Annotated in this window: 24 protein-coding genes and 1 riboswitch; of the genes, 12 read left to right on the forward strand and 12 right to left on the reverse strand. The window is 60.3% G+C overall.

Annotated elements, in window-relative coordinates:
* Positions 1–27 precede the first annotated feature (27 nt).
* The gene (locus FHT93_RS25230; RefSeq protein WP_112971698.1) at positions 28–1,008 is read right to left on the reverse strand and encodes a mannonate dehydratase; all 981 of its coding nucleotides are present in this window, start codon (positions 1,006–1,008) and stop codon (positions 28–30) included.
* 66 nt (positions 1,009–1,074) lie between these two features.
* Positions 1,075–1,785: a FadR/GntR family transcriptional regulator gene (locus FHT93_RS25235; protein WP_112546504.1), complete on the reverse strand. Its 711-nt coding sequence runs from the start codon at positions 1,783–1,785 to the stop codon at positions 1,075–1,077.
* Positions 1,786–1,907: 122 nt separating this feature from the next.
* Between FHT93_RS25235 and FHT93_RS25240 the strand changes: the two genes are divergently transcribed.
* From FHT93_RS25240 to FHT93_RS25260, 5 genes are read left to right on the forward strand one after another with little or no spacing between them, the layout of a single operon-like run.
* Complete coding sequence (locus FHT93_RS25240; protein WP_112971697.1) at positions 1,908–3,503, forward strand: ABC transporter substrate-binding protein; 1,596 nt, start codon at positions 1,908–1,910, stop codon at positions 3,501–3,503.
* Positions 3,504–3,518: 15 nt separating this feature from the next.
* Positions 3,519–4,547, forward strand: a complete 1,029-nt coding sequence (locus tag FHT93_RS25245; protein WP_112971696.1) for an ABC transporter permease — start codon at positions 3,519–3,521, stop codon at positions 4,545–4,547.
* Positions 4,544–5,446, forward strand: a complete 903-nt coding sequence (locus FHT93_RS25250) for an ABC transporter permease (protein WP_183849987.1) — start codon at positions 4,544–4,546, stop codon at positions 5,444–5,446. Before FHT93_RS25245 ends, FHT93_RS25250 begins: the two co-directional genes overlap by 4 nt.
* Entirely contained in the window at positions 5,433–6,275 is an 843-nt protein-coding gene (locus FHT93_RS25255) for an ABC transporter ATP-binding protein (RefSeq protein ID WP_183849989.1), read from the forward strand. The genes FHT93_RS25250 and FHT93_RS25255 overlap by 14 nt, the downstream gene beginning before the upstream one ends.
* On the forward strand, positions 6,275–7,012 hold the full coding sequence (locus tag FHT93_RS25260; RefSeq protein WP_112971798.1) for an ABC transporter ATP-binding protein: 738 nt from the start codon (positions 6,275–6,277) through the stop codon (positions 7,010–7,012). Before FHT93_RS25255 ends, FHT93_RS25260 begins: the two co-directional genes overlap by 1 nt.
* A 60-nt stretch (positions 7,013–7,072) precedes the next feature.
* Here the strand turns inward: FHT93_RS25260 and FHT93_RS25265 are convergent, their stop codons facing one another.
* The 5 genes from FHT93_RS25265 to FHT93_RS25285 form a co-directional block, all read right to left on the reverse strand.
* A complete protein-coding gene (locus FHT93_RS25265) occupies positions 7,073–8,836 on the reverse strand; it encodes a penicillin-binding protein 2 (protein WP_162730017.1) in 1,764 nt (587 codons plus the stop codon).
* A gap of 169 nt (positions 8,837–9,005) precedes the next feature.
* Entirely contained in the window at positions 9,006–9,965 is a 960-nt protein-coding gene (locus FHT93_RS25270; RefSeq protein ID WP_112546482.1) for a sugar-binding transcriptional regulator, read from the reverse strand.
* 21 nt (positions 9,966–9,986) lie between these two features.
* Positions 9,987–11,453 carry an FGGY-family carbohydrate kinase gene (locus FHT93_RS25275; RefSeq protein ID WP_183849991.1) on the reverse strand — a complete coding sequence of 489 codons (1,467 nt, stop codon included), beginning with the start codon at positions 11,451–11,453 and terminating at the stop codon, positions 9,987–9,989.
* A 65-nt stretch (positions 11,454–11,518) separates the two neighbouring features.
* Positions 11,519–12,475, reverse strand: a complete 957-nt coding sequence (locus tag FHT93_RS25280) for a transketolase family protein (RefSeq protein ID WP_112546484.1) — start codon at positions 12,473–12,475, stop codon at positions 11,519–11,521.
* Entirely contained in the window at positions 12,475–13,284 is an 810-nt protein-coding gene (locus FHT93_RS25285; protein WP_113202191.1) for a transketolase, read from the reverse strand. Before FHT93_RS25285 ends, FHT93_RS25280 begins: the two co-directional genes overlap by 1 nt.
* A 213-nt stretch (positions 13,285–13,497) precedes the next feature.
* On the opposite strand from FHT93_RS25285, the gene FHT93_RS25290 reads away from it, so the two are divergent.
* From FHT93_RS25290 to ribB, 7 genes are all read left to right on the forward strand, one after another.
* Complete coding sequence (locus FHT93_RS25290) at positions 13,498–14,481, forward strand: ABC transporter permease (RefSeq protein ID WP_113208598.1); 984 nt, start codon at positions 13,498–13,500, stop codon at positions 14,479–14,481.
* 116 nt (positions 14,482–14,597) lie between these two features.
* Positions 14,598–15,527 carry a sugar ABC transporter substrate-binding protein gene (locus FHT93_RS25295; RefSeq protein ID WP_112546487.1) on the forward strand — a complete coding sequence of 310 codons (930 nt, stop codon included), beginning with the start codon at positions 14,598–14,600 and terminating at the stop codon, positions 15,525–15,527.
* A gap of 27 nt (positions 15,528–15,554) precedes the next feature.
* Positions 15,555–17,033: a sugar ABC transporter ATP-binding protein gene (locus tag FHT93_RS25300; RefSeq protein ID WP_113145177.1), complete on the forward strand. Its 1,479-nt coding sequence runs from the start codon at positions 15,555–15,557 to the stop codon at positions 17,031–17,033.
* A gap of 22 nt (positions 17,034–17,055) precedes the next feature.
* A complete protein-coding gene (locus tag FHT93_RS25305) occupies positions 17,056–17,844 on the forward strand; it encodes an SDR family oxidoreductase (protein WP_183849993.1) in 789 nt (262 codons plus the stop codon).
* 4 nt (positions 17,845–17,848) lie between these two features.
* Positions 17,849–18,586, forward strand: coding sequence for a triose-phosphate isomerase (tpiA, locus tag FHT93_RS25310; RefSeq protein WP_112546490.1), 738 nt, complete (start codon positions 17,849–17,851; stop codon positions 18,584–18,586).
* A 74-nt stretch (positions 18,587–18,660) separates the two neighbouring features.
* Positions 18,661–19,443 carry a glucose 1-dehydrogenase gene (locus FHT93_RS25315; RefSeq protein ID WP_183849995.1) on the forward strand — a complete coding sequence of 261 codons (783 nt, stop codon included), beginning with the start codon at positions 18,661–18,663 and terminating at the stop codon, positions 19,441–19,443.
* Positions 19,444–19,549: 106 nt separating this feature from the next.
* Positions 19,550–19,694: riboswitch (FMN riboswitch) on the forward strand.
* A gap of 115 nt (positions 19,695–19,809) precedes the next feature.
* Positions 19,810–20,436, forward strand: coding sequence for a 3,4-dihydroxy-2-butanone-4-phosphate synthase (gene ribB / locus FHT93_RS25320; protein WP_183849997.1), 627 nt, complete (start codon positions 19,810–19,812; stop codon positions 20,434–20,436).
* Between the two features lie 83 nt (positions 20,437–20,519).
* Here the strand turns inward: ribB and FHT93_RS25325 are convergent, their stop codons facing one another.
* The 5 genes from FHT93_RS25325 to FHT93_RS25345 form a co-directional block, all read right to left on the reverse strand.
* A complete protein-coding gene (locus FHT93_RS25325) occupies positions 20,520–21,650 on the reverse strand; it encodes a Gfo/Idh/MocA family oxidoreductase (protein WP_112971685.1) in 1,131 nt (376 codons plus the stop codon).
* Positions 21,651–21,661: 11 nt separating this feature from the next.
* Positions 21,662–22,447 (reverse strand): ThuA domain-containing protein, encoded by a 786-nt coding sequence (locus FHT93_RS25330; protein WP_113144697.1) that lies wholly within the window; start codon positions 22,445–22,447, stop codon positions 21,662–21,664.
* 76 nt (positions 22,448–22,523) lie between these two features.
* Positions 22,524–23,552, reverse strand: coding sequence for an ABC transporter ATP-binding protein (locus FHT93_RS25335; protein WP_183849999.1), 1,029 nt, complete (start codon positions 23,550–23,552; stop codon positions 22,524–22,526).
* A 12-nt stretch (positions 23,553–23,564) separates the two neighbouring features.
* Positions 23,565–24,395, reverse strand: coding sequence for a carbohydrate ABC transporter permease (locus tag FHT93_RS25340; RefSeq protein WP_113208279.1), 831 nt, complete (start codon positions 24,393–24,395; stop codon positions 23,565–23,567).
* Positions 24,395–25,381, reverse strand: a complete 987-nt coding sequence (locus FHT93_RS25345) for a sugar ABC transporter permease (protein WP_183850001.1) — start codon at positions 25,379–25,381, stop codon at positions 24,395–24,397. Before FHT93_RS25345 ends, FHT93_RS25340 begins: the two co-directional genes overlap by 1 nt.
* Between the last annotated feature and the right edge of the window lie 75 nt (positions 25,382–25,456).

A 25,456-nucleotide genomic window follows, 5' to 3' on the forward strand; every position in this document is an offset into this window, starting at 1 on the left:
ATTGCTGATTGAAGGTGAGCGCTTTGCTCACATATGGCCGGCTTCCATCGCCTCGAGCACAGCGGCGATGTAGCCGTAGCAGAAGCTGAAGGCGACGCCCGTCGCGTCGCGACCGCTGATGCGCGGCACATGGTCCGGCATGACCATGTATTTGTAGCCGACCTCGCGGTAGACCTTGAGCGACCGCACCATGTCCATGTCGCCTTCATCGGGAAAGGTTTCCATGAAGGAGAGCTTGCCGCCGCTGATGTTGCGGAAGTGCAGGTTGAAGATCTTTCCGCGCGTGCCGAACCAGCGGATGATATCGTCGATTTCCTCACGCGGATTGTCGAGCATCTCGCCGATCGAACCCTGGCAGAAATTCAGGCCATGATAGGGGCTCTCGCGCATCTGCACGAATCTCTTCAAGCCGTCGACTGTACCAAGGACACGAGTGACGCCGCGGTAGCCCGGTGGCGTATAGGGATCGTGCGGGTGGCAGGCAAGGCGCACCTTGTTGCTCTCCGCAACGGGAACCACCCGCTGGAGAAAATAGTCGATACGCTCCCAGTTCTCATCTTCCGAGAGGACGCCGGCAAGACCGGGTGCCGCCTGATGATCGGCCTTGTCCCAGCGAAAAGCCTCGTTGAGCGAACCGCCGCGGCCCTTTTCGAGCTCCGTTCGCGGAATGCCTATCAGGTTGAGATTGTATTTCGTGGCAGGGATTCCGGCCTTTGCACAGTTCTCGATCATCCGGCAGACGGCGTCGATCTGCCGGTCGCGTTCGGGACCGGCCAGCAGGATGTCGGGATAGGACGCGTTTTCGATCGGCCTGGAGGGCAAGGGGAGCTGGATCATGTCCAGCACGAGACCGAAGCTCTCCACGTGATCGCGGTGGCGCTCCAGATCATCAAGTGTCCAGCTGGACGGCGCCCCGGGCGGGTCAGCGGAAATGTGTTTTACGCCCAGTTGGGCAAAAACACGAAAATCATCGTCGTCCCGTGCGGCGACCTGGGTTCCCAAATACACAACTAACCTCCCGATCATTCAAATCATGTCGTATGACATAATATGAATTTTTAAGGTTGTCGAGCCTCATTGCTGCTCTGCAAGCATTCGGTATCGTCGCTGGCTCGCCATCATGTGCGCGCGCATGGCCTGTCTTGCACGATCCGGATCCTGCTCCGCAATGGCGGCCAGGATCTCACCATGCTCTGCATGAACCTTTTCGAGATAGGTGCGGTCATTGGCTTCGGGTAAGGTCGGAAACTGTCCGCGCGGGATCGCGCGCGGTCCGAAATGGCGCAGGGCATCGATATAGAATCTGTTGTTAGAAGCATTGGCTATGGCGGTGTGGAATTCATAATCGGCCTCGACCGTGGGCTCGCCGCTCTCGATGAGTTGGGCCATTTTTCGGTTGGCAAGTCGAATCGCAGCTTCCTGTTCGGCCGTCCTGCGATAGGCTGCGATAGCGGCGGCCTCTCCTTCGACTGCCATGCGAAACTCCAGCAATTCCAGTGTTTCCGGAATGCTTTTGACTTCGACCGGCGTCAGGACAAGCCTGGCATGCACGTTGGGATCCGACACGAAGACGCCCTTGCCCTGGACAGGCCGGACAAATCCGGCCGCGCGCAGGTCGGCAATCGCTTCCCGCACCACTGTGCGACTCACGCCGAAGGCCGCCTCAAGCTGGGGCTCGGTTGGAAGCTGATCTCCCTCACGGAGCTTTCCCGTCTCGATCTGCATTCGCAACTGATCGATCATCTGCTGCGCCAAGCGCTGCCTGCCACGCGTGCCCGCCACCATTTTCATTGTTCCCCATTTTCGCGTCCTCTTCCGCATGGCACTTGCAAACGTCTTGGAAAAATCATAGTACGACATACGGACGACATATTATGTCTTGTATAGTAACTCAGGGAGGAGTTGCAATGAAGCATTTTTCCAGAAGCCTGTTTGTTGGCGTCGCTCTCTGCGCGCTGACCTTGGCAGCACCCGCGCTTCGGGCGGCGACGCCTACCGATCAGCTGGTGATCGGCACCTCACTCGCCCAGGTTCTTTCGCTGGATCCGCAGCAGGCGACGGAAGCCAAGGCCAACGAGATCATGTCGAACCTCTATGATCGCCTGGTTGCGTCGACGCCTGACGGCAAGATCGTGCCGCAGCTTGCCGAAAGCTGGCAGGTTGATGACAAGGGGATCACTTTCAAGCTGCGCGATGCGACTTTTGCCTCGGGAAACCCGGTCACGTCTAAGGACGTCGTCTATTCACTCGGCCGCTTGCTGAAGCTCGATCAGGCCGCAGCCGCCAACCTGAAGCGCGTCGGCTATACGAAGGATAATATCGATCAACTGGTTAAGGCTGTCGACGACAAGACGGTGCGCATCGATCTTTCGGGCGAAGTGACATCGGAGCTTCTGCTTTACCGTCTGGCCATGGTCATTGCGAGCGTCGTCGACAGCGTCGAAGTCCAGAAACATGTCGCCAATGATGACTATGGCAACGCCTGGCTTAGAACCCATTCGGCGGGCTCCGGACCGTTCACGTTGAACCGCTGGGCGCCCAATGAACTTGTCATTCTCGACGCCAACAAGAACTATGTTGCGGGTGCTCCGAAGATGCGCCGCGTCATCGTCCGCCATGTTCCCGAAAGCCAGGTGGAGCGCCTGATGCTGGAACGCGGCGATATCGACATAGCAAGCGCAATGACCGCGTCGGATCTCGCCACCTTCGACAACAAGAAGGGCTTCGAAATCCAGCGCGTACCGACCGGTGGCTTCTACGTGCTGTCGATGAATGCCGGCAACAAATATCTGTCGAACCCGAAAGTGCGCGAAGCAATCGCCTACGGTATCGATTACAAGGGGATCGAGAAGACCATCATGGGTCCTTACGGGCGTGCCCGTACCGTGCCGGTTCCCGAAAACTTCGAATATGCAATCCCAAGCCCCGACTGGCACCTCGATGTCGCCAAGGCAAAGGAGCTTCTTGCGGAAGCGGGCTTCAAGGACGGCTTTACGCTCAGCCTGAAAACCATCGCACAGACGCCCCGCATCGATCTTGCCACCGCGATCCAGGCTTCGCTCGGCCAGATCGGCATCAAGGTCGACATCCAGCAGGGCAACGGATCGGACATTATCGCGGCCCACCGTGCGCGGAATTTCGATCTGCTCATTCCACAGACTGGTGCCTATATGCCGAACGTGCTCGGAGCGATGGAGCAGTTCGCGTCCAATCCCGACAATTCCCTCGAAGCAAACAATGCCGGCAACTTCGTCTGGCGCTCGGCATGGGACATTCCGGAACTGACGGCGCTGACGGCGAAGGCTTCACTTGAGGCGGACCCGAAGAAACGCGGCGAAATCTATGTCGATATGCAGAAGATGTTCGTCGATCAGAAGCCGGCCGTCCTGCCGATGTTCGAGCGCTTCGAGCCGATCGTGCTGAACGACAAGGTTCAGGGTTATGTCGGCCATCCGAATCAGACGACGCGCCTTGAGGGCGTCACGAAAGCCGAGACCGATTAAGCAAGGTCGCCGATCATGAAGGAACTCTCCGTGAAGGAACTGGCGCGCCGGGTGGGACACCTGGCCGTCAGCCTGTTCATCCTGCTGTGCGTCACTTTCGTGATCGGCCGTATTCTTCCGGCCGATCCGGTCGGAGCGATCGTCGGTGAGCTGGCAGACCCTGCCGCCTATGCCGCCATGCGTCAGAAGCTTGGTCTTGACCTGCCGATCTACCAGCAGTTCCTGATCTACCTGAATGGCTTGGCGCATGGCGATTTCGGAACGGCGGTGCTGACGGGCAATCCGGTCTCCTCGGATCTTGCTCAGGCATTTCCAGCGACCTTCGAACTCGCCACCCTGGCGATCCTTATCTCGACCTTTGTCGGCGTCCCGCTTGGGCTGACGGCGGCACTTTTTCGAGACACGTTTATCGACAAGATCGCGCGGATCGTGGCGCTTGTCGGTCATTCGATCCCGGTCTTCTGGTTCGGCATCGTCGGCCTGGTCATCTTTTACGCAGGGCTGAATTGGGTTGGAGGTCCCGGCCGTGTCGATGTCTTCTACGAGGGCATGGTGACGCCACAGACCGGGCTGCTGCTCGTTGACAGTCTGCTGCAGGGAGAAACAGAGATCTTCTGGAATGCGCTTGGGCATATCATCCTGCCTGCCGTGATCCTTGCCTATGCCGCCATGGCCTATATCACCCGTATGACCCGCAGCTTCACGCTCGAGCAATTGAGCCAGGACTACGTGATCGCCGCGCGCGCAAAGGGTGTCGGCCCGGCCCGCACCGTCATCGGCCACGTCCTGCCGAATATCGCGGTACAGCTCATCACCATCCTCGCTATTTCCTATGGCGGGCTGCTGGAAGGTGCCGTCGTGACCGAGATCGTCTTTTCCTGGCCGGGTATCGGCCAATACATGACGAATGCGCTGATGATCGGCGACATGAACGCCGTCGTTGCCGCCACCATCATTATCGGTTTCATCTTCATGTTCCTCAATTTCCTGGCGGACATCGCCTACGCGATATTCGATCCGCGAACGCGGGAGGCTGCGCAATGAGCGATGCAATCCAAACCGACCTCACTGTGCGCCCACCGAGCCTGCCGACACGGATCTCCGGCTCAACGATGAGGATCGTCTCAAGACTTGGGCAGGAACCGCTCGGCATGGCCGGCTTTATTATTCTGGCGGTGCTCTGCGTCGTCGCGATCCTTGCGCCTTGGCTCGCGCCTTATGATCCCAACATCCAGGTCCTGTCCGACGCGCTGCAACCGCCGAGCGCCGCGCATTGGGCGGGCACCGACGAGTTCGGCCGGGATATTCTGAGCCGCCTGATCTACGGAACGCGGATCACCGTCCAGACCGTGCTTTCGATTTCTCTCATCGTTGGCCCGATCGGCCTGCTGATCGGTGTCGTCGCCGGTTTCTTTGGCGGGCGCACCGATGCACTCCTGATGCGGGCAACGGATATCGTCCTGTCCTTTCCCTCACTGATTCTGGCGCTGGCATTCGCCGCCGCCCTCGGAGCCGGCCTGACGACGGCAATCATCGCCATTTCACTCACCGCATGGCCACCCATTGCGCGTCTGGCGCGCGCCGAGGCGCTGGTCGTCAGAAATGCAGACTATGTGGCCGCCGCCCGTCTCTACGGCGCCTCGCCCCTACGCATCCTGTTTGTCTACATCGCTCCCATGTGCATTCCGTCGGTGATCGTACGTCTGACCCTCAACATGGCGGGCATCATTCTGACGGCCGCTTCGTTGGGCTTTCTCGGATTGGGCGCGCAGCCGCCGGCGCCCGAATGGGGGGCGATGATCTCGAGCGGGCGAAAGTTCATGCTCGATTATTGGTGGGTTGCCGTGATGCCGGGTGTCGCCATCCTCGTTACCAGCCTTGCCTTCAACGTGGCAGGTGACGCGCTTCGCGACATTCTGGATCCCCGTCATGCGAGGTCCTGATATGAAGCCAGTTCTCTCCATCGAAGACCTCAATGTCAGCTTCGGCAAGAACGCGGTGCCTGCCGTCTCCCATGTCAGCTTCGATGTCGGGCGCGAGCGCGTCGGCATCGTCGGCGAGTCCGGCTCGGGAAAATCGACGACCGGTCGCGCGATCATGCGACTCCTGTCGGCAGGTGCCACCGTCTCCGCAAAGCGCCTCGACCTTGACGGCAGTCCGCTTCTGTCGCTCTCCGAGAGCCAGATGGGAAAGATACGCGGCAAGGATATTGCGCTCATCATGCAGGACCCCCGCTATTCGCTCAATCCGGTGCTGACAGTCGGCAAGCAGATCGCTGAAGCGGCTCGCCTGCATCTCAATCTGCGTGGCGCAGCAGCGACTGCTGCGACCAAAGCGATGCTCGAGCGCGTTCGCATCCGGGACGCCGAGCGCGTCATGGCGCAGTATCCGCATCAGATATCCGGCGGCATGGGCCAGCGTGTAATGATTGCAATGATGCTTCTCGCCAAGCCGAAGCTCGTCATCGCCGACGAGCCGACTTCGGCGCTCGATGTCAGCGTGCGCAAGGACGTACTTATGCTGCTTGACGAGCTCGTCCGGGAGAACGATTCCGGCCTGCTGCTGATCAGTCACGATATCCGCATGGTCTCCGCCTTCTGTGAGCGGATCATCGTCATGTATGCGGGGCGCATTGTTGAAACGCTGACACGGCTGGAAGATGCCAGCCATCCCTATACGAGGGGACTGATCGCAGCGATGCCGGATCCGCGACATCCCGTCCGGCGGCTTGCGGTTCTCGACCGCTCGAAGATCGACCTGGAGAGAGCATGATGATCGAAGTTCGCGACCTCAACGTCACGTTCACATCCGGCAAACGGCAAAACCATGTCGTCAAGGATATCAGCTTCAGCGTCGCGCGTGGGGAAACTCTGGGTATCGTCGGTGAGTCCGGCTGCGGCAAGTCCACCGTCTTGCGATGCCTGTCGGGCATGGAAAAAGGCTGGTCGGGAGAAATCGCGCTCGCTGGTCGCATGGTCGGCAAGTCGAGAAACCTTGACGACCTCAAATGCGCTCAGATGGTGTTCCAGGATCCTTACGGTTCGCTGCACCCGCGCCACCGGATCGGCACGGCCCTTGCCGAACCTTTGCGGGCTATGGGCAGGCAGGAGATCTGGCAAACCGTGGAACGTTCTCTGCGCCAGGTCGGTCTGCCGGCCGCATTTGCAAACCGGTTTCCCCACGAACTTTCCGGCGGCCAGCGCCAGCGCGTGGCCATTGCAAGGGCGCTGATCCTATCGCCGCCGATCCTGCTCCTCGATGAACCGACTTCGGCGCTCGATGTGTCGATACAGGCCGAAATCCTGAACCTGCTGGCGGACCAGCGCGACGAGATGGGACTGACCTACGTGCTCGTCAGCCACGATCTGGCGGTGATCGCCCATATGTGCGATCGCGTGCTGATCATGAAGGATGGCCGGTTCATCGATGAGCTCTCGAAAGACGATTTGCAGGACGGGAAAACGCATGACGAATATGCGCGTGAGCTATTCGAAGCGACTTTCATCTGACACTCGTATTTTGGGAGGACGTGACCGAGGCAATGTCGCGCCTCGCAGATCTTGGCGAGCTCAGTAACTGATCAGCGAATAGGGCGCATCATTCGATCCGAAGTGAGGCTGGACCCCGAGCAGCGGGGCTGCCCGACCAATGATTTCCTTCACCATCGGCGCGGCTGTGGAGGCTGCCGTCCGTCCGCCATGCTCACCGGTTTTCGGGGCGTCGATGATCGCAAGGACCATATATTTCGGCTTGTCCATTGGAAAAGCCGCAACAAAGGCGTTGAAGTTCAGGTCGCTTGCGTAACGCCCATTGACGACCTTGTCGGCTGTCCCGGTTTTGCCGCCGACATTGAAGCCCTCGACCTGGGCGGCACGGCCTGAACCCTTAAGCCCATTCCAGCTGAAGAGATAGCGCATATCGGCACTTGTGCTTTGCTTGACCACGGTTTTCGCCAGCGTTGCAGCTTGTTCGGGCGACCGTGGCAGGAAAGTTGGCGGAATGAGATTGCCGCCATTGATGAGAGATGCGGCGGCGGACGCCGTCTGCAACGGGGTCGTGGCGACGCCGTGACCGAAGGAGATCGTGACCGAATTGATCTTCTTCCATGTGCGTGGCTGCGTGGGCGTTGCGACGCCCGGCATCTCCGTCTCCACCTTCGACAAAAGTCCGAGCTTGGTCAGGAACTGTTGATGTCCCTCAATGCCGACCATGTCCGCGACCGCCGCGGTGCCGATATTGGACGAATACTGAAAGACCTCCGGGATCGATAGTGGCCTGTGCTTGCCTTTGAAGTCCTTGATCGTGAAGCCGCCCATCCGGATCGGACGCGATGCATCGACGACGGAGTTGAGAGTGATCTTTTCCGCATCGAGGCCCATCGCCAAGGTGAAGCTCTTGAAGGTCGAGCCCATCTCGAATGTCGCATTGCTGATCCGGTTGAACCAGCCTTTCTCGTAATCCTTGTCCACGCTGCCGTCCGCCAATGTGCGTGATGGCTCGTTCGGATCATAATCCGGCACCGAGGCCATCGCCAGGACCTCGCCCGTCTCGACGTCGAGAACGAGTGCGCCGGCGGCTTCCGCCTGATAAGCGTTCATCGCTTTGGCGGCGACTTCCCGGGCGAGGTTCTGGACGCGGATGTCGATCGATAGGCTGACGGGTTCAAGCGGAACTCCGGATGTCAGCCCCACAGCCCTCAGATCGGCCAGACCCTGCTGGTCGAGATACCGCTCCATGCCGGCCAGTCCTTGATTGTCGACATTGACGTGACCAAGGATATGCGACGCAGCGCGCCCGCCAGGATAGAAGCGACGTTTTTCCGGTCTGAACCCTATGCCAGGAAGGCCGAGGGCAAGGATATCAGCTTGCTGCCTCGGCGTGAGCTGGCGCCGCAGCCACTGGAAGCCGCTGTCCATCTTGAGCTTCTTGTGGGTCTCCCTCCAATCCAGGCTCGGAATGACGACGGCGAGTTTCTCCACCACTTCGTCGGCGTCGATGATGCGACGGGGGTCCGCGTAGAGGGAAACCATGTTCAGGTCGGTAGCCAGAAGCTGGCCATTGCGATCGACGATGTCGGGCCGGGAGGCAACGCCGTTGGGATTGCCAAGCGAGCTGGTGGTGGGCTCCTCGGCAAGTCCGTATTGGACAAGACGACCGCCGATCAGAATAAACCCGCAGACGAAGGCGCCGATCAGAATGCCTAACCGTTGCCTTGTCTTGCCACTCCGCATCTTTCTCGTGCCCGGGATCCTTTCGTCAACGCCGATCCTCTGACGTTCGACGAGGATATGGGATCGACTTTTAATCTTCAGAATTCGGGAGATGATGGTCATTGAGCTGATCCAGAACAGGCGGCGGAAGTCGAAGAAGCACTTCCGAAAACGCGGTGCGTTTTCCGGCCTGTTTCTCCTGGGGCAACTGCTGACTAGATTTGCGTGGAATTATTTAACAGTTCGTTAACCGTCGCTTCCAGATGTGCCACGGGCATGGCCGACGGCCACGTCAAGCCGTTGTATCGATCAATCGCTGCGCGGTGAATTTGTCGGTCACCAGCATGTCGATGACGCCAACACGCAGCGCGCCCGAGATCGCCGCCGTCTTCTTCGCACCGCCGGCCAGCGCGATAACGCGATCCACCCGCGCAAGATCCTCGAGCGGAAGGCCGATGACCCGGTCATCCAGCGGCGTCTTCACCGGTTTGCCGTCCTTGTCGAAAAAGCGCAGTGAAATGTCACCAACGGCGCCGGCCTCGGCGAGATCGGCAAGCTCCCGTGACGAAAAGATGTTGCCCGAACGAGCAAGCAATTCGGACGGCTCCACGGCGCCGATGCCGACAATGGCGAGCGTGATACTGCCGAACAAATCCATGGTCTCGCGGACGAAGGGATCTGACTGCATCAGGAGCCTGGCTTCCCTCGATGTCGTCACGCCCTGTACGGGAAGCAGCTTGGGTTCGGCTCCGGTGAGGCGTGCAAGGCGCGTCGTAAGCTGCGTGGCATGTGTCTGCACCGAAGGGTCGCCCATGCCGCCGAGGGTTTGCACAACGTATTTTACCTGGGCGCTTTTCTGCGGATGGATGTTTTCGACCATCTTGAAGATGGTCTGGCTCCAGCTCGAAACCCCGACGATCTCGCCAGGTGCAAGTGTGATCTCGAGAAGATGGGCTGCGGCTTCACCGATCCGGGCCATGATGGCGCCGTCCCGGTCCTCGCTGCACTCGACGACAATTGCTTCGGGAAGGTCGAACTTTTGACGCAGGGCTCCTTCGAGCTCACTGTAAGTGCCGACCGGCGGGATGACGCTGGTGCGAACAATGTCCTCGGCCTCGGCCCTCTTCAGCATTCGCGAGACCGTCGCCTGGGAAAGCCGCAGATGCTGCGCGATCTCCGCCTGCCGCCGCCCTTCGATGTGGTACATCTGGGCAACCCTGGAGATCAGGCGGAGTTCGTTGAGACGGGACATGGGCGATACCGGCTTGAATTTTTATTCACATTTAACCGGTGTCGGTCGCGACGTCGAGCGGGCCAGCGCATCATTCCATGTATTGAGAAGTCCGGTGCGATCGATCTCTTCGGGGCGGATCACTGTGGTGCTTCTCGGGAGTGCTTCGATCGCGTTGAGATCCTTCCACAGGCCGAGCGAAAGCCCGGCGAGATAGGCGGCGCCGAGAGCGGAAGCCTCCGGCGCCTCGCACTGGATGACGGCATGTTCGATCAGGTTCGACACGCATTGCATCAGGAAGCGGTTCTGGCTCGGGCCGCCGTCGACATAAAGAGCGCCGAGCTTGCCGCCGCTCTGGGCGCGCATGGCGGCGATCACGTCATGCACCTGGCAGGCGATCGAATCCGTCACTGAGCGGGCCATCTGGGCGCGGGTCGTGGAAAAGTTGATCTGGGCGAAGAGCGCACGGGCGTCGGAATTCCAGTAGGGGGCGCCGAGGCCGACGAAGGCCGGCACGAATCCCGGTCCGCCCGGCTCAGCCGTCGCCGCAAGGTCGACGAGGGCTGCGACATCGGGAAGGCCCAGAATGTCGGCCATCCACGGAAGGCTTGCTGCCGAAACGAGAATGTTGCCCTCGAAGGCGAAGGTCGGCACGCCGGCGATCCGCCAGGCGACCGTCGTGGTTATCCCGTTTTGCGGCGCGATGAAGCGCGGCAATGTCGTCATGACGGAGGAGCCGGTTCCGAACGTTACCTTGCCATCGCCCGGCTTGAAGGCCCCATGACCGAAGAGCGCCGCATGGCTGTCGCCAATAGCAGATCGGATCGGCGTGCCGTCCGGGATGCCGGGAAGGCCGCGCGTCGTGCCGAAATCGGCAGAACTGTCGAGCACTTCCGGCAACAGGGCGATATCGACGCCGAAAATCTGGCCGAGTTCCTCACTCCAGACCTGCCAATTGAGGTCGAACAACTGGCTGCGGGCGGCATTGGAGGCATCGCAGACGTGGCGGCGCCCACCCGTCAGGCAATGGATCAGCCAACTGTCGACCGTGCCGAGGCGCACACGGCGCCCGGCTGGTACGCGATCGAGCAGCCAGCGGAATTTCGATCCGGGAAACATCGGGTCGAGTGGAAGGCCGGTCAGCGTTTCCACGCGGTCGAGATGACCTTCGGCGATCAGGCGCTCGCAGTCCGGCGCTGTGCGGCGGCACTGCCAGCTCACCACCGGACCCAGTGCCTCGCCGCTCTCTGCATCCCACATCGTGACGGATTCACGCTGATTGGAAACTGCCACCGCCTCGACAGTAACGTCGGAAACTGTCTTCAGGCAGGCCTCGATTGCTTCGCAAACGGAGGCAAAGATGCGGCGGGGATCTTGCTCGACCCAGCCCGGCTGCGGATAGGAGATACCGACGGCGGCCGAGCCTCTGGCAAGCACCTCTCCGGTTTCGGAAACCAGCACTGCCTTCGAATTGGTTGTGCCCTGGTCGATCGCCAGAATAGCCCGCATCATCTTCTCCTCAAACGAACGGCCGGGGCAGATGCGCGCCCCGGTGCAATAGACCTGCTATCAGATTATTTGCGCTTGATCAGCGCCTGGGCCGCATCGGCGATCGCCGCTGGCGCCATGCCGAATTCGTCGAGGAGGAATTCGGCCGAACCTGTCGGCGCATAGATGCCGGGAACACCAAGACGCTTCATCGGTACGGGCGCGTTGTCGACGACCACTTCGGCGATGGCGGAACCGAGGCCGCCGAAGATCGAATGCTCTTCCGCCGTCACGATCGCGCCAGTCTCGTTGGCTGCCGCAATGATGGCGGCCTCGTCGATCGGGCGAACGGTCGCCATGTTGAGCACGCGCGCCTTGATGCCGCGCCCGGCCAGGATTTCGGCGGCCTTCATCATGCGGTGGGTCAGCGTGCCGTTGGCAATCAGCGTGACATCAGAGCCTTCGCGCAGCAGGTTCGCCTTGCCGACTTCGAACCTGTGACCTTCAGGCAGCAGATCCGGCACGCCGACGCGCGAGAGGCGCAGGAAGCAGGGACCATTATAGCTTGCGGCCCACTCGACCGCGGCGGCAGTCTCGATGCGGTCGCAAGGGGCGATCACGGGCAGATTCGGCAGCACGCGCGTCCAGGCGAAATCCTCGATCGAATGATGGGTCGGGCCGAGTTCGCCGTAAGCCATGCCCGAGGAAATGCCCACGAGCTTGACGTTGGCATTGGAGTAGGAAATGTCGGCCTTGATCTGCTCGAGCGATCGGCCGGTCAGGAACGGCGAGGCGCCGCAGACATAGGGCAAGCGTCCGCCATTGGCGAGACCGGCGCCGACGCCAACCATGTTCTGTTCGGCGATGCCGACATTGACGAGGCGATCAGGGAATTTCGACTTGAAGCCGCCGAGTTTGGAGGAACCGACCGAGTCGTTGCAGACGGCGACGATGGTTTCATTCTCGGCGGCCAGGCGCTCGAGCGTCGCCGCAAAGGCATCGCGGCAGTCATAGAGCTTCGGTGGGTTTACGGGCGCGTTCATTAGAGTGCCTCCGACAGTTCTGCTAATGCGGTTTCATACTGTTCCTTGCTCGGAACCTTGTGATGCCAGTCGACGCGATCCTGCATGAAAGAGATGCCGTGGCCCTTGTTGGTGTGCGCCACGATGCAATGGGGCCGGTCGGAGCGATGCTCGAGGGCGGGCACGATCGCGTGCATGTCGTTGCCGTTGATTTCGCTGACCTCCCAGCCGAAGGCCTCGAGCTTGGGGCGAAGCGGTGCGACATCGTTGGTGTCCGAGAGCGAAGCGCCCTGTTGGAACCTGTTGTGGTCGATGATCAAGGTCAGGTTGTCCAGGCGGAACTGGTATGCTGCCATGATGGCTTCCCAGTTCGAGCCTTCCTGCATCTCGCCGTCACCGGTGATGACATAGGTGTGGTATTTCGCACCTGAGAGTTTTGCCGCCTTGGCCATGCCGACAGCAACCGGCAACCCGTGTCCGAGCGGGCCGGTATTCGTTTCGACGCCCGGCACCTTATTACAGTTCGGGTGGCCGTTCAGACGGGAATGCGGCTTCAGAAAAGTCGAGATTTCTTCTTCCGGAATGAAACCGCGCTTGGCGAGCGTGACGTAGAGCGCGCAGGCCGTATGGCCCTTCGACAGCACAAACCTGTCGCGATCGGGATGTCTGGGCTGATCGGGCCAGACGCGCAGGACCCGAAAATACAATGCGGTGAGGAGATCGATCACCGACATCTCGCCACCGATATGGCCGGCGCCCGCCTCGTATACGGCCTGGAGGTCGCGCAGACGTATCTGGCGAGCAACACGTTCAAGTTCGGAAGGCTCCATCGTTTCCTCTCGTGCATAAATATTCACTATGTTATATTTTTGCATTTGAGCGAACTTAGTCAAGCCCCTTGTTGATTGTCCAGCCTCCAGTATCCGCAGAAAAGCCGGTTGACAGCATCTAAGCAAGTTGTTAATGAATTTTCCAGCAGGCATGAATAAATATTCTTGCTTGAGGAAATAGTGGCCGCCGGCCTTGATCTTTAGGGAGGAACGATGGTGGCGATCGACGTGAATGAACAGAGCCGGCCGTCCGGTACGTGGGTCAGCAAGCTCACGGGAGCAACCGGTCCGCTCATCGGACTGCTTTTGCTCTGCCTGTTCCTGACCTTCAGCACTGATACATTTCTCTCCGTCCGCAATGGTCTGAACATTCTCGACCAGATCACCGTGCTCGGGATCATGGCAGTCGGCATGACCTTCGTGATTCTGATCGGCGGCATCGACCTTTCGGTAGGCTCGGTCCTGGCTCTCGCGATGATGGTGATGGGCTGGACGGCGAATGTCGCCGGTCTGCCGCTCGGCCTCGGCATCGTGGCGGCGCTTATTGCCTCGATGATCAGCGGCCTTATCGTCGGCATCATGGTCACCTGGTTCAGGGTCCCCGCCTTTATCGCGACGCTCGCGATGATGTCGGCTGCGCGCGGCGTGGCAAACATGATCACCGACGGCCAGCAGATCGTGGGCTTTCCTGACTGGTTCATGATGCTGGCCATTGACCGCCATTTCGGCATCCTGACTGCAACCGTCTTCCTGATGCTGGCAGTCGTCGCAGCTGCCTGGATTTTCCTGCACTTCCGCGCAGAAGGACGCATGCTCTATGCGGTCGGCGGCAATCCCGAAGTTGCCCGTCTTGCCGGCATCAACGTCCAGCTTGTGACTATTCTTGTGTACGTGGCGAGTGCCGTACTTGCAGGTCTTGCCGGTATCGTTCTTGCCGCCCGTCTCGACTCTGCCCAGCCGTCCAGCGGCTTCGGCTACGAACTCGACACGATCGCAGCGGTCGTTATCGGCGGAACATCACTGTCGGGCGGTGCCGGCGGCATCGGTGGCACGCTGATCGGCGTCCTGATCATCGGTGTGCTGCGCAACGGCCTCAACCTGCTCAACGTCTCACCCTTCCTGCAGCAGGTCATCATCGGTGTCGTGATCGTTCTCGCGGTCGGCGCCGAGACAATCCGCAAGCGGCGCGCTGCCTGAACATCAGGCCCGCAGGTGATGCGGGCCGCGTGAAATTCCTCTCCGAAAGGTTTGGAGCGGATCTATTGCCCGAGGGGGAGGATACCCAAGGGTTCACTAACAACGGAGGAACTGACATGAAATTTGCGCGCACTCTGCTCGCGTCTGCTGCCCTGCTTGGCCTCAGCCTCGGATCCGTTCACGCGGCCGAAGTCAAGAAGCTTGGCCTTGCCGTCGCAAACCTGCAGGCAAACTTCTTCAACCAGATCAAGCAGTCGGTTGAAGACGAAGCCAAGAAGCGGGGCATCGAGGTCGTTACCGTCGACGCCAAGGGCGACGGCCCGACGCAGGTCAACCAGATCCAGGACCTTCTGACCCAGAACATCGACGCTCTCATCTATATCCCGGCTGGTGCAGCCGCGGCTACCGTTCCGGTGAAGCTTGCAAAGCAGGCCGGCATCCCGGTCGTCAACGTCGACCGCAATGCCGAAGGTGCTCCGGGCGACACGTTCCTGGCGACGGACTCCGTTGCCTCCGCCAAGGCGGTTTGCGACTACATCCTCAAGGAAGCCGGCGGCAAGGGCAAGATGGTCATCATCCACGGCCAGAAGGGCACCACGCCCGAGCTTGATCGTTCCAAGGGTTGCGCGGAATCCCTGAAGGCCAATCCGGACGTCAAGGTTGTTGCCGAACAGTATTCCAACAACTGGTTCCAGGACGAAGGCTTCCAGATCATGCAGAACATGCTGCAGGCCAATCCGGATGTCACGATCGTCTTCGCTCAGGCAGACGCGCTGGCGCTTGGTGCCGCCCAGGCAATCAAGGTTGCAAACCCTTCGCAGAAGATCGTCGTTGGCGGTTTCGATGGTGATACTGCCGCCCTCGAAGCTCTCAGCAAGGGTGTCTTCGATGTGACGGCCACGCAGCAGACCCAGAAGATGGGCCGCGAAGCCGTCGCTAACGCCATCAAGCTTGTCGCTGGCGAGAAGGTTCCGCCGGTTCAGCTTCTCGATGCGACGCTGACGACCAAGGAAAACGTAGCAGGCTTCATCGCCAACCATCCTTAATCAGCCGAAATCTCGAGGAGGTGTGCTGTGACCGAGCCGGTTCTTTCCCTGAGGGGCATATCCAAGCGCTACGGACCGCTCCAGGTGCTGAAAAATGTGGACCTGGACGTCTATCCCGGCGAGGTGGTGGCACTTCTCGGTGAAAACGGCGCCGGCAAGTCGACGCTGTCAGGCATCATTGCCGGATCACGCACACCTTCCGAGGGCTCGATGACATGGCTGGGGCAGCCTTATGCCCCGGCCGCTCCGCGCGAGGCGATCGACAAGGGCGTCGTGCTGATCCATCAGGAACTGCAGCTTTTGCCGCATCTTTCCATCGCCGAAAATGTCTTTATCGGCCGATGGCCCATGAAGAATGGCGTCGTCGACCGCACCCAGATGGTCCGCCGTGCTCAGGAGCAACTTGCCCGGCTGAACCTGCACATTCCCGCGACCCGAAAGGTTGCCGGCCTTTCGACCGCCAATCAGCAGCTGATCGAGATTGCCAAGGCGCTGGCGCTCAACGCAAAACTCCTGATCCTCGACGAGCCGACCGCAGCCCTTGGCGGCGCGGAGACGGAGGCCTTGTTCGAGCAGGTCCGCAAGCTCCGCTCCGAGGGTGTCGGGATCATCTACATATCCCACCGCATGGAAGAGATCAAAAAGATCACCGACCGTATCGTCGTGCTTCGCGATGGAGAGCGCGTCCATGAATTTGCCGACAGCGCGACACCGGTGCGCACGATCGTCGAGAGCATGGTCGGCCGCTCGCTCGATCGCATGTTTCCGACCCTTCCCGAGCCGACGAGTAGGCCCGTGCTTGAGGTATCCGGCCTGACGTCGCCGGACGATTCCTTCCGCGATGTGAGTTTCGACGTTCATGCCGGCGAGATCCTCGGCATCGCCGGCCTTGTCGGCGCCGGTCGCACCGAGCTCGTGCGGGCCATTTCCGGTGCCGATCCAATCAGCGCCGGCTCGATCAGGCTGGAAGGCGAAGCGCTGAAGCTGCGCAGCCCTGCGGATGCGATCGCCAAGGGCATCGTGATGGTGCCCGAGGACCGCAAGGACCAGGGCCTCGTGGTTGCACATAAGATCAGCGAGAACATCATCTACGCCAATCTCGACAAGCTTGGCGGACGCTGGCTCACCTCGGGCGTGAAACGCGTTTTCGCTGAAAAGGCGGTGACGAAATTCGGCGTGAAGGGACGCGCGGAGCAGTTCGCTTCCGATCTCTCGGGTGGCAACCAGCAGAAGGTCGTCATCGCCAAATGGCTGATGCGTGATCCCAAGGTCGTGGTGCTGGACGAGCCGACACGCGGCATCGATGTCGGCGCCCGCGCCGGCATCTACGACATCATCGTCAACCTCGCCAAACAGGGTGTTGCGGTCATCGTCGTGAGCTCCGACCTCGAGGAGGTTCTCGGCGTGTCGAACCGCATTCTCGTGCTGGCGCAGGGCAAGCAGGCAGGCATTCTGAAGCGTGACGAGGCAAACGACGTCTCGGTCATGGAACTGGCGACAATCTAGGCAAAGACAGAAAGGAAGAGCGGTGTCCGACATCTCTCTGAACGCACCAAGACTATTCGATCTCAGCGGCCAGGTCGCCATCGTAACTGGCGCCGGCAGCGGCATCGGGCAGAGGATCGCCATCGGTCTCGCCCAGTGCGGCGCCGATGTAGCGCTTCTCGATCGCCGCACCGATGACGGCCTTGCCACCACTGCCAGCCATATCCGGGCTGCCGGCCGCCGCTCGATCGAGATTGCCGCCGATGTCACCAGCAAGTCGTCTCTGGCGGATGCGGTCGCCCGCACTGAAGCCGATCTCGGGGCTCTCTCGCTTGCCGTCAATGCGGCCGGAATCGCCAGCGCCAATCCCGCCGAGGAGATGGAAGAGGACCAGTATCAGACGCTGATGGACATCAACCTGAAGGGCATCTTCCTGTCTTGCCAGGCCGAAGCGCGGGCCATGTTGAAGAATGGCCGCGGGTCGATCGTCAACATCGCCTCCATGTCGGGCGTTATCGTCAATCGCGGTTTGAGCCAGGCCCATTACAATGCCTCGAAAGCGGGCGTGATCCATATGTCGAAGTCGTTCGCCATGGAGTGGGTCGGGCGCGGCATCCGCGTCAACACGATTTCGCCGGGCTATACGGCAACGCCGATGAACACCCGGCCGGAGATGGTACATCAGACCAAGCTCTTCGAAGAGCAGACGCCGATGCAGCGCATGGCCGGTGTCGATGAGATGGTCGGTCCGGCGGTCTTCCTGCTTTCGAATGCCGCAAGTTTCGTGACGGGCGTCGATCTGCTCGTCGACGGCGGCTTCTGCTGCTGGTGATACGATGCGCAAGCTGATCGCAGGCAACTGGAAAATGAACGGTCTCATCTCCTCCCAAGCTGAGATCGAGGCGCTGAAGGGACTAACGGGCGGTGCGACGTGCGATATCGTCGTCTGCCCGCCCCTCACGCTGATCGATCGCGCGGTGGAGCGGGTCAGGGATTCGAACCTGGCCATCGGCGCACAGGATTGCCATGCGCAGCAGTCAGGTGCGCATACCGGTGATGTCTCTGCCGAAATGCTTGCGGACATCGGCGCGCGCTATGTCATCCTCGGGCATTCCGAGCGTCGCGTGTCTCATGGCGAAGATGATGAAATCGTCCTTGCAAAAGCGGTTGCCGCTCATCGGGCGGGCTTGATCGCGATCGTCTGTGTGGGTGAAACGCGGCACGAGCGTGATGAGGGGCGGGCGATCGAAGTTGTCGGCGGGCAGCTCAGAGAATCCGTTCCCGAGGGAGCAACGAGCGCCAATCTCGTCATCGCCTACGAACCTGTATGGGCGATAGGAACCGGGCTGGTGCCGACCAACGAACAGATTGAGGAGGTCCATGCCGCGATCCGGCAGATGCTCGAAGAGCGGCTGGGCGATGACGGCCATTCGGTCAGGATCCTCTATGGCGGTTCGGTCAAGGCATCCAATGCCGAGGCGATTTTCGGGCTTCGCAATGTGGATGGAGCGCTGGTCGGCGGTGCTTCGCTGAAGGCATCGGAATTTGCCGGGATCATTTCTGCAGCCGTTTGAAGTCTGGTGAGGAGGCAAGTGTCGCCGGTTTGCAAAACGGCGCTCACGCGGGCCCCAGTGAAAGGATAAAGAGAATGCAACGCTTCGAAAACAAGACCGTGGTCATTACGGGTGCAAGCCGCGGTATCGGTGCGGCGATTGCCAAACGCTTCGCGCGCGAGGGCGCCAATCTCGTGGTCTCCGCCAACGAGGAAAGTGTGCATGGCGTTGCCGAGCAGATCAGGGCCGACGGCGGAAAGGCGATCTCCTTTGTTGGCGACGTCACCGACAAGACAAGCGTCAAAGCTCTCTATGACGCCGCTGAGGAGGCCTTCGGCGCTGTCGACGTCTCAATCCAGAATGCCGGTGTCATCACCATTGCTCGCATCGAGGACATGACCGAGGGCGAGTGGGACAAGGTCATGGCGGTCAATACCAAGGGCGTGTTCCTCTGTGCCCAGGAAGCGATCGCCCGCATGCGCAAACATGGTCGCGGCGGACGTATCATCAATACGGCGTCCGGACAGGCACGCGACGGCTTCATCTATACGCCGCATTATGCTGCCTCGAAGATGGGCGTCGTCGGCATCACCCAAAGCCTTGCCAAGGAAGTCGCGACCGACGGCATCACCGTCAACGCCTTCTGCCCGGGCATAATCGAAACCGACATGTGGGCCTATAACGACCAGGCATGGGGCAAGCTGCTCGGCAACTACGCACCCGGCGAGCTCATGAAAGAATGGGTCGAAGGCATCCCGATGAAGCGCGCCGGATCGGGTGAAGACGTCGCCGGCCTTGTCACTTTTCTTGCAAGCGATGACGCGGCCTATATCACCGGCCAGACCATCAATGTCGATGGCGGGCTGATCATGTCCTAGCGCTGTTCGACAATAGGAAACGGTGCTTTCATCACGGAGAAGCAATTCTCGCGACGTGATCTGTACCCAACCTCTTGCAGAACAAGCCATTCGTCATTTACATAAGCAGTGTTCTCAGGGCGGGGTGCAATTCCCCACCGGCGGTATCGAGGCAACTCGGAGCCCGCGAGCGCCTTCGTGAAAGCGAAGGGTCAGCAGATCCGGTGAGATGCCGGAGCCGACGGTCACAGTCCGGATGGAAGAGAGCAACGCAGAGGACGCCGCTCGGCATGCGGCGTTTCATATGCTTGTTCGCCCAAGGGATAATGGTGGCTTTTGACAGGCCATGAATGCCGCTCACGCGGCTAACCCTTGAAAGGCAGAGAAATGGCAATTTCCAAGATAGAAGATGCGATCGCCGCGATTGCGCGGGGCGAGATCGTGGTTGTCGTCGACGACCGCGATCGGGAAAACGAGGGCGACCTCGTCATTGCATCCGAAGCGATCACCCCGCAGGCAATCGCCTTCATGATGAATTATGCCCGTGGCCTCATCTGCGTGGCCATGGAAGGTGAGCGGTTGGACGAACTGCAGATCCCGCAGATGGTCCCCAACAATACCGAACTCCTGAAGACGGCGTTCACCGTCTCGGTTGACTATATCCCTGAAACGACAACCGGTATTTCAGCCGCTGACCGCGCCGCAACCGTTCGCGCGCTCATCGGCGAGGATTCCCGCCCTGAGGATTTTGCGCGGCCCGGTCATATCTTCCCGCTGCGTGCGCATCCGAACGGCGTGCTTTCGCGTCCGGGCCATACGGAGGCGGCTGTGGACCTCGCAAGGCTGGCTGGCCTGTCGCCCTCGGGTGTCATCTGTGAAGTGGCCAATGATGATGGCACGATGGCGCGTCTGCCGGAGCTTGAGCAGTTTGCCGAGCGGCACGGCCTTCACTTGATCACCATCGAGGATCTCATTGCCTATCGGGGCGTGGGCGCGGCTGGTAGGGCTGCCTAGCTGCCGGTTGAGCAGTAAGCAGAGCGAGCTCAGTCGGCTCAAGGAAGGCCCGAACATTCGGGCCTTCGTTATTTTCCAAGCCGTCAGACGACGAGTGCCAGCACCGGCCCCTGATCGTCCGCCTTGCCTCCCGGTTCCTGGTCAGCCGTGGCTTGCTGCGTGTCAGAGGCCAGCAGATTGAGCTCCCGGCGTTCTTTCTCCGATACGATCGCGAGATCGATGACCTTCTGCAGATTGGCGGCGTGGCGGAAGGTGGGATCGTCCTGCTTGCCGGTCCTGACGGCTTCTGCAAAGCGCTGATAATTGGTCAGCACTGCCGGCACCTCGATATCACGCCAGGTGGCGCTTTCAATGTCGTCGCCGAAGCAGCCGCGAAGATCCGAACCATCCGGGCGGTGGATGACTTCGAGGCTGCCTTTTTCGCCATAGATGCGCAGCTTCAGCTCGTTCAGATGCCCGGTCGCCCAGCGGGTCGCATGGATGACTCCGAGCGCGCCATTGGTGAAATCGACCGACATGGTGAAGCTGTCATTGGCATCGAGCATGTACTCGCCAATCTGCCCGCCCGGTGCCTTGTTGAAGGTCTTCAGCCGCGCAAAGACGTGATCGATGTCAGTCGCCGCACCATAGGCGGCAAAATCCAGGATATGGATGCCGACATCCCCGAGCACGCCGTTCGATCCGTGGCCGGTGGACAAACGCCAGAGCCAGCGCGATTCCGTGCGCCAGTCGCCCCAGGCGCGCGATACCAGCCAGCTCTGCAGATAGGACGCTTCCACATGACGGATAGTGCCGAGTTCGCCGGCCAGTACCATCTCGCGGGCGCGCTGTAGCGGTGCGACATTGCGATACGTAAGGTTCACCATGTTGATGACGCCGGCCGCTTCCGCGGCTTCCGTCATTTCCAAGGCATGCGCATAGTTTTCCGCCAGTGGCTTCTCGCAAAAGACGTGCTTGCCGGCGGCGATCAGCGCGAGGCTTGTCGCGTGGTGGATGCGGTCAGGCGTTACATTTGTGGCTGCATCGAATTCGCCCCAGGCGATCGCCTCGTCGAGCGTGCTGAAGCGTTTTTCGATGTTGAAATGATCGGCGAACTCATCGAGCCGGCCCCGATCCGTATCGACGGCGCCGACCACCTCGACACCGTCGATGGCGAGGAAGTTGGCAACCTGGTTTTTGGCCATCGTGCCCGTACCAAGAACGAGTAGACGCATTTCTATTCTCCTCAGCGGTAACCGGCTTCGCCGGCCTGATGCAGTCTCGGGCCGCGTTCGACGATCGGCTCCAGTGCTTTTTCCACCGGCACATTCGGAGCGTCGGTGATGCTCTTCAGATCGCCTTGCGGGTTGTAGGCCCACTTCACGCCATTGATCAGCACCTTCTGCACCGTTGCATCGTGATAGGTCGGGTAGGTTTCGTGACCCGGACGGAAATAGAAGATGTTGCCGGCACCACGCCGCCACGTCAGGCCCGAGCGGAAGACTTCGCCGCCCTGGAACCAGGAGATGAAGACCGTCTCCAGCGGCTCCGGCACGGAAAACTGCTCGCCATACATTTCCTCGTTTTCCAGTTCGAAATGCTCGCCGATACCGGCTGCGATCGGATGGCGCTGGTTGATCGTCCACAGGCGCTCACGTTCACCCGCCTCGCGCCACTTGAGTGCGCAGGGAGTGCCCATCAGCCGCTTGAAGATCTTCGAGAAATGGCCGGAATGCAGCACCAAGAGGCCCATGCCTTCCCAGACCCGCTTGGCGACGCGCTCGACGACGACGTCGGACACAGCACCATGATCCTTGTGACCCCACCAGGTCAGGACATCGGTCTCGGCAAGCCGGGCTTCGGTGAGACCATGCTCGGGCTCCTGGAGTGTCGCCGTCGTTGCCGAAATCGCCGGATCCGTGTTCAGCGCCTTGGCAATGGTCGTATGCATGCCTTCAGGGTAGATGCCCCGGACGATCTCATTGGTTGTCTCATGGATGTTCTCTCCCCATACGACGGTGCGAATGGCCATGACTATGCTCCTTTGCAGCAAGTAGCGGACCGGAACCGATGGGAGGCGGTCAGATCCTGTTGGTTTGATGGGTTGTTCAGGCAGCGCCCTTGAAAGGAACCCTTTCGAGCGCGCGTCCGGATTGGTCGAAGCGGTGAATGCGGCCGTTGAGCGGCGATACGCCCAATTGTTGGCCGGGCTGATGGCTGGACACGCCGGTCTCTCGAACGATGAGCGGCTCCGCGGAGCCGATGTCGAGGTAGACGAAACTGTCCGAGCCGAGGATTTCGGAATGGATGACGGTACCGGTCCACGCTGGGGCCTGATCGGCGAATTCGATATGTTCGGCCCTGACCCCGATCGTGTGGGCATTATAGGGTGCTGCACACGGACCGGAGAGAAAGTTCATTTTCGGCGAGCCGATGAAACCGGCAACGAAGATCGAATTCGGGGTCTCGTAGAGTTCGATCGGTGTTCCGACCTGTTCGACAACGCCATCGCGCAAGACACAGATCCGGTCGGCCAAGGTCATGGCCTCGACCTGATCATGGGTGACATAGATCATCGTCGTGTCATGCATGCCGCGATGAAGCTTGGCGATTTCCAGCCTTGTGGCGACGCGCAGAGCAGCATCGAGGTTCGACAATGGTTCGTCGAAGAGAAAGACCTTCGGGTCGCGAACGATGGCGCGGCCGATGGCGACGCGCTGGCGCTGGCCGCCGGAAAGCTGGCGCGGCAGGCGCTCCAGATAGGGCGAGAGCTGCAGCATGCCGGCCGCCTGTTCGACGCGCGCCTTGCATTCTTCCCTGGTCCGGCCGGAGAGCTTCATGCCGAAGGCCATGTTTTCGTAGACCGTCATATGCGGATAGAGCGCGTAGGACTGGAAGACCATCGCGATCCCGCGCTTGGAGGGAGACAGACGATTGACCGGCTCGCCGTCGAAGGAGAGCGTGCCTGACGTTATGTCCTCAAGTCCCGAGATCAGGCGCAGCAAGGTGGACTTGCCGCAGCCGGACGGGCCGACGAAGACCATGAATTCGCCCTTGCGAATGTCCATGCTGACGCCCTTGATGACTTCAAACGCGCCGAAGCTCTTGCGGATATTATCGAGTCTAATTTGTGCCATGTCGCGCTTTCCTCAGCCTTTGACGCCGCCGGCCGTCAGCCCGGAAATGATCCGGCGTTGAAAAATAAGAACAAGGATGACGACGGGCACGGTGACGATGACCGATGCCGCCATGATATTGCCCCAGGGGATTTCGAACTGACTGCCGCCTGAAAGCAGAGCGATCGCCACCGGCACTGTCCGCTGCGCATCCGATGAGGTGAAAGTCAGAGCGAACAGAAACTCGTTCCAGGCCGTGATGAAGGCGAGCAGGCCGGTGGTGACGAGCGCTGGCCACATCAGTGGCATGAACACCTGCGTGATGATGACCCAGGGGGAGGCGCCATCCACGATGGCCGCCTCTTCGATCTCGATCGGCAGATCCCGCATGAAGGTCGTCAGCACCCAGACCGTGAAAGGCAGCGTGAAGATCATGTAGGAGAAGATCAATGCGAAGGGCGTATTGAAGATGCCGATCCAGCGGATGAGCTCGAAAAGCCCCGCCAGGACAGCAATCTGCGGAAACATCGAGACGGACAGGATGGTCAGCATCAGGAGTGCCCGACCCCGGAAATGCACGCGGGCAAGTGCGTAGGATGCGGTCACCGCGAGCAGCAGAGAGGCGGCAACCACGAGGCAGGCAATGAGCAGCGAATTGCCGAGGCTGCGGATGAAGCTGCCCGTCGTCAGCACGCCGGCATAGTTTTCCAGCGAGATCGAACTTGGCCAGTAGGTGACCTCGAAGAGGGCGGTGCCTGCTTTGAAGCTCGTCAGGATCGCATAGTAGAACGGGAAGACTGCGATGACGACGATGACGGCGACCAGCAGATAGAACAGGGTATTCTTGGTGGCTGTGAGCAGCATCAGTGTTCGCGCCCCCCGAGTTTGACGCGGCCGAGCCATATGTAGAGCACGGTGACCGAGGCAATGATGAGAAACAGAACGGTGGAGGCGGTCGCGCCATAGGCGAACTTGTCGAAATCGAAGAGGTTCTCGCGCGCCATCACCGACATGGTCTTGGTCTGGGCGTTGTTCGGCGTCAGCACGTAGATGAGATCGAAGATGCGCATGGCGTCGAGCATGCGGAAGATTACGGCAACCATGATGGCCGGACGTATCAGCGGCAGGGTCAGACGCCAGAACACTTTGACGGGATTGATGCCGTCGATCTTGGCAGCCTCGTAGATGTCGGCTGGAACCATTTGCAGGGCTGCGAGGATCAACAACGCCATGAACGGCGTCGTCTTCCAGACGTCGACGATCAGCACGGCAATCATCGCGGTATTGGGATCCGCCGTCCAAGCGATTTTCTGACTGATGAGCCCGAGGCCGAGAAACATGTCGTTGAGGATGCCGAACTGGTCGTTGAGCATCCAGGCCCACATCTTGGCGGAAACGATGGTCGGGATCGCCCAGGGGATGAGGATGGCGGCGCGCACGATGCCGCGGCCAACGAATTGTGCGTTCAACACAAGAGCGACGATGAGGCCGAGCGCGGTTTCGATGGTCACCGATAACAGTGTGAATTTTGCCGTGTTCCAGACCGCGCCCCACCAGGCGGGATCGGCCAGCAGTCCTCTATAGATCGTGCGGCCGCTCTTCAGGGTGACCCAGGAAAGATAGTTGTCGAAGCCGATGAACTTGGCATCGCCGAGGTTCGTCAGCGACGCGTCGGTGAAGCTGAAGTATATGGTGCGGAACAGCGGCCAGCCGGCAACGATGGCCAGGATCAGCAGGGTCGGAGCCAGGAAGATCCAGGCGGACCGGACGCGTTCTGCGCTCAGATCCGAAGAGATCGCTTTTGTGTGCGCGCCCGTGCTCAGATTTTGGGAGACTGCAACTTCACTCATGGAATATCCGCTTCACGAGACAATCGACGATGGCGTTATCGGAAGCGGCAGCGGCGGGAAATCCGACGCTGCCGC

It is taken from the genome of Rhizobium sp. BK379 (assembly GCF_014193955.1).
GTDB lineage: Bacteria > Pseudomonadota > Alphaproteobacteria > Rhizobiales > Rhizobiaceae > Rhizobium.

Excerpts from the sequence above, each read along its gene's own strand:
- FHT93_RS25235 (WP_112546504.1), bottom strand. The coding sequence starts at position 1,785 with ATGGTGGCGGGCACGCGTGGCAGGCAGCGCTTGGCGCAGCAGATGATC.
- FHT93_RS25240 (WP_112971697.1), top strand. The coding sequence starts at position 1,908 with ATGAAGCATTTTTCCAGAAGCCTGTTTGTTGGCGTCGCTCTCTGCGCG.
- FHT93_RS25245 (WP_112971696.1), top strand. The coding sequence starts at position 3,519 with ATGAAGGAACTCTCCGTGAAGGAACTGGCGCGCCGGGTGGGACACCTG.
- FHT93_RS25250 (WP_183849987.1), top strand. The coding sequence starts at position 4,544 with ATGAGCGATGCAATCCAAACCGACCTCACTGTGCGCCCACCGAGCCTG.
- FHT93_RS25255 (WP_183849989.1), top strand. The coding sequence starts at position 5,433 with ATGCGAGGTCCTGATATGAAGCCAGTTCTCTCCATCGAAGACCTCAAT.
- FHT93_RS25260 (WP_112971798.1), top strand. The coding sequence starts at position 6,275 with ATGATCGAAGTTCGCGACCTCAACGTCACGTTCACATCCGGCAAACGG.
- FHT93_RS25265 (WP_162730017.1), bottom strand. The coding sequence starts at position 8,836 with ATGACCATCATCTCCCGAATTCTGAAGATTAAAAGTCGATCCCATATC.
- FHT93_RS25270 (WP_112546482.1), bottom strand. The coding sequence starts at position 9,965 with ATGTCCCGTCTCAACGAACTCCGCCTGATCTCCAGGGTTGCCCAGATG.
- FHT93_RS25275 (WP_183849991.1), bottom strand. The coding sequence starts at position 11,453 with ATGCGGGCTATTCTGGCGATCGACCAGGGCACAACCAATTCGAAGGCA.
- FHT93_RS25280 (WP_112546484.1), bottom strand. The coding sequence starts at position 12,475 with ATGAACGCGCCCGTAAACCCACCGAAGCTCTATGACTGCCGCGATGCC.
- FHT93_RS25285 (WP_113202191.1), bottom strand. The coding sequence starts at position 13,284 with ATGGAGCCTTCCGAACTTGAACGTGTTGCTCGCCAGATACGTCTGCGC.
- FHT93_RS25290 (WP_113208598.1), top strand. The coding sequence starts at position 13,498 with ATGGTGGCGATCGACGTGAATGAACAGAGCCGGCCGTCCGGTACGTGG.
- FHT93_RS25295 (WP_112546487.1), top strand. The coding sequence starts at position 14,598 with ATGAAATTTGCGCGCACTCTGCTCGCGTCTGCTGCCCTGCTTGGCCTC.
- tpiA (WP_112546490.1), top strand. The coding sequence starts at position 17,849 with ATGCGCAAGCTGATCGCAGGCAACTGGAAAATGAACGGTCTCATCTCC.
- FHT93_RS25315 (WP_183849995.1), top strand. The coding sequence starts at position 18,661 with ATGCAACGCTTCGAAAACAAGACCGTGGTCATTACGGGTGCAAGCCGC.
- ribB (WP_183849997.1), top strand. The coding sequence starts at position 19,810 with ATGGCAATTTCCAAGATAGAAGATGCGATCGCCGCGATTGCGCGGGGC.
- FHT93_RS25325 (WP_112971685.1), bottom strand. The coding sequence starts at position 21,650 with ATGCGTCTACTCGTTCTTGGTACGGGCACGATGGCCAAAAACCAGGTT.
- FHT93_RS25330 (WP_113144697.1), bottom strand. The coding sequence starts at position 22,447 with ATGGCCATTCGCACCGTCGTATGGGGAGAGAACATCCATGAGACAACC.
- FHT93_RS25335 (WP_183849999.1), bottom strand. The coding sequence starts at position 23,552 with ATGGCACAAATTAGACTCGATAATATCCGCAAGAGCTTCGGCGCGTTT.
- FHT93_RS25340 (WP_113208279.1), bottom strand. The coding sequence starts at position 24,395 with ATGCTGCTCACAGCCACCAAGAATACCCTGTTCTATCTGCTGGTCGCC.
- FHT93_RS25345 (WP_183850001.1), bottom strand. The coding sequence starts at position 25,381 with ATGAGTGAAGTTGCAGTCTCCCAAAATCTGAGCACGGGCGCGCACACA.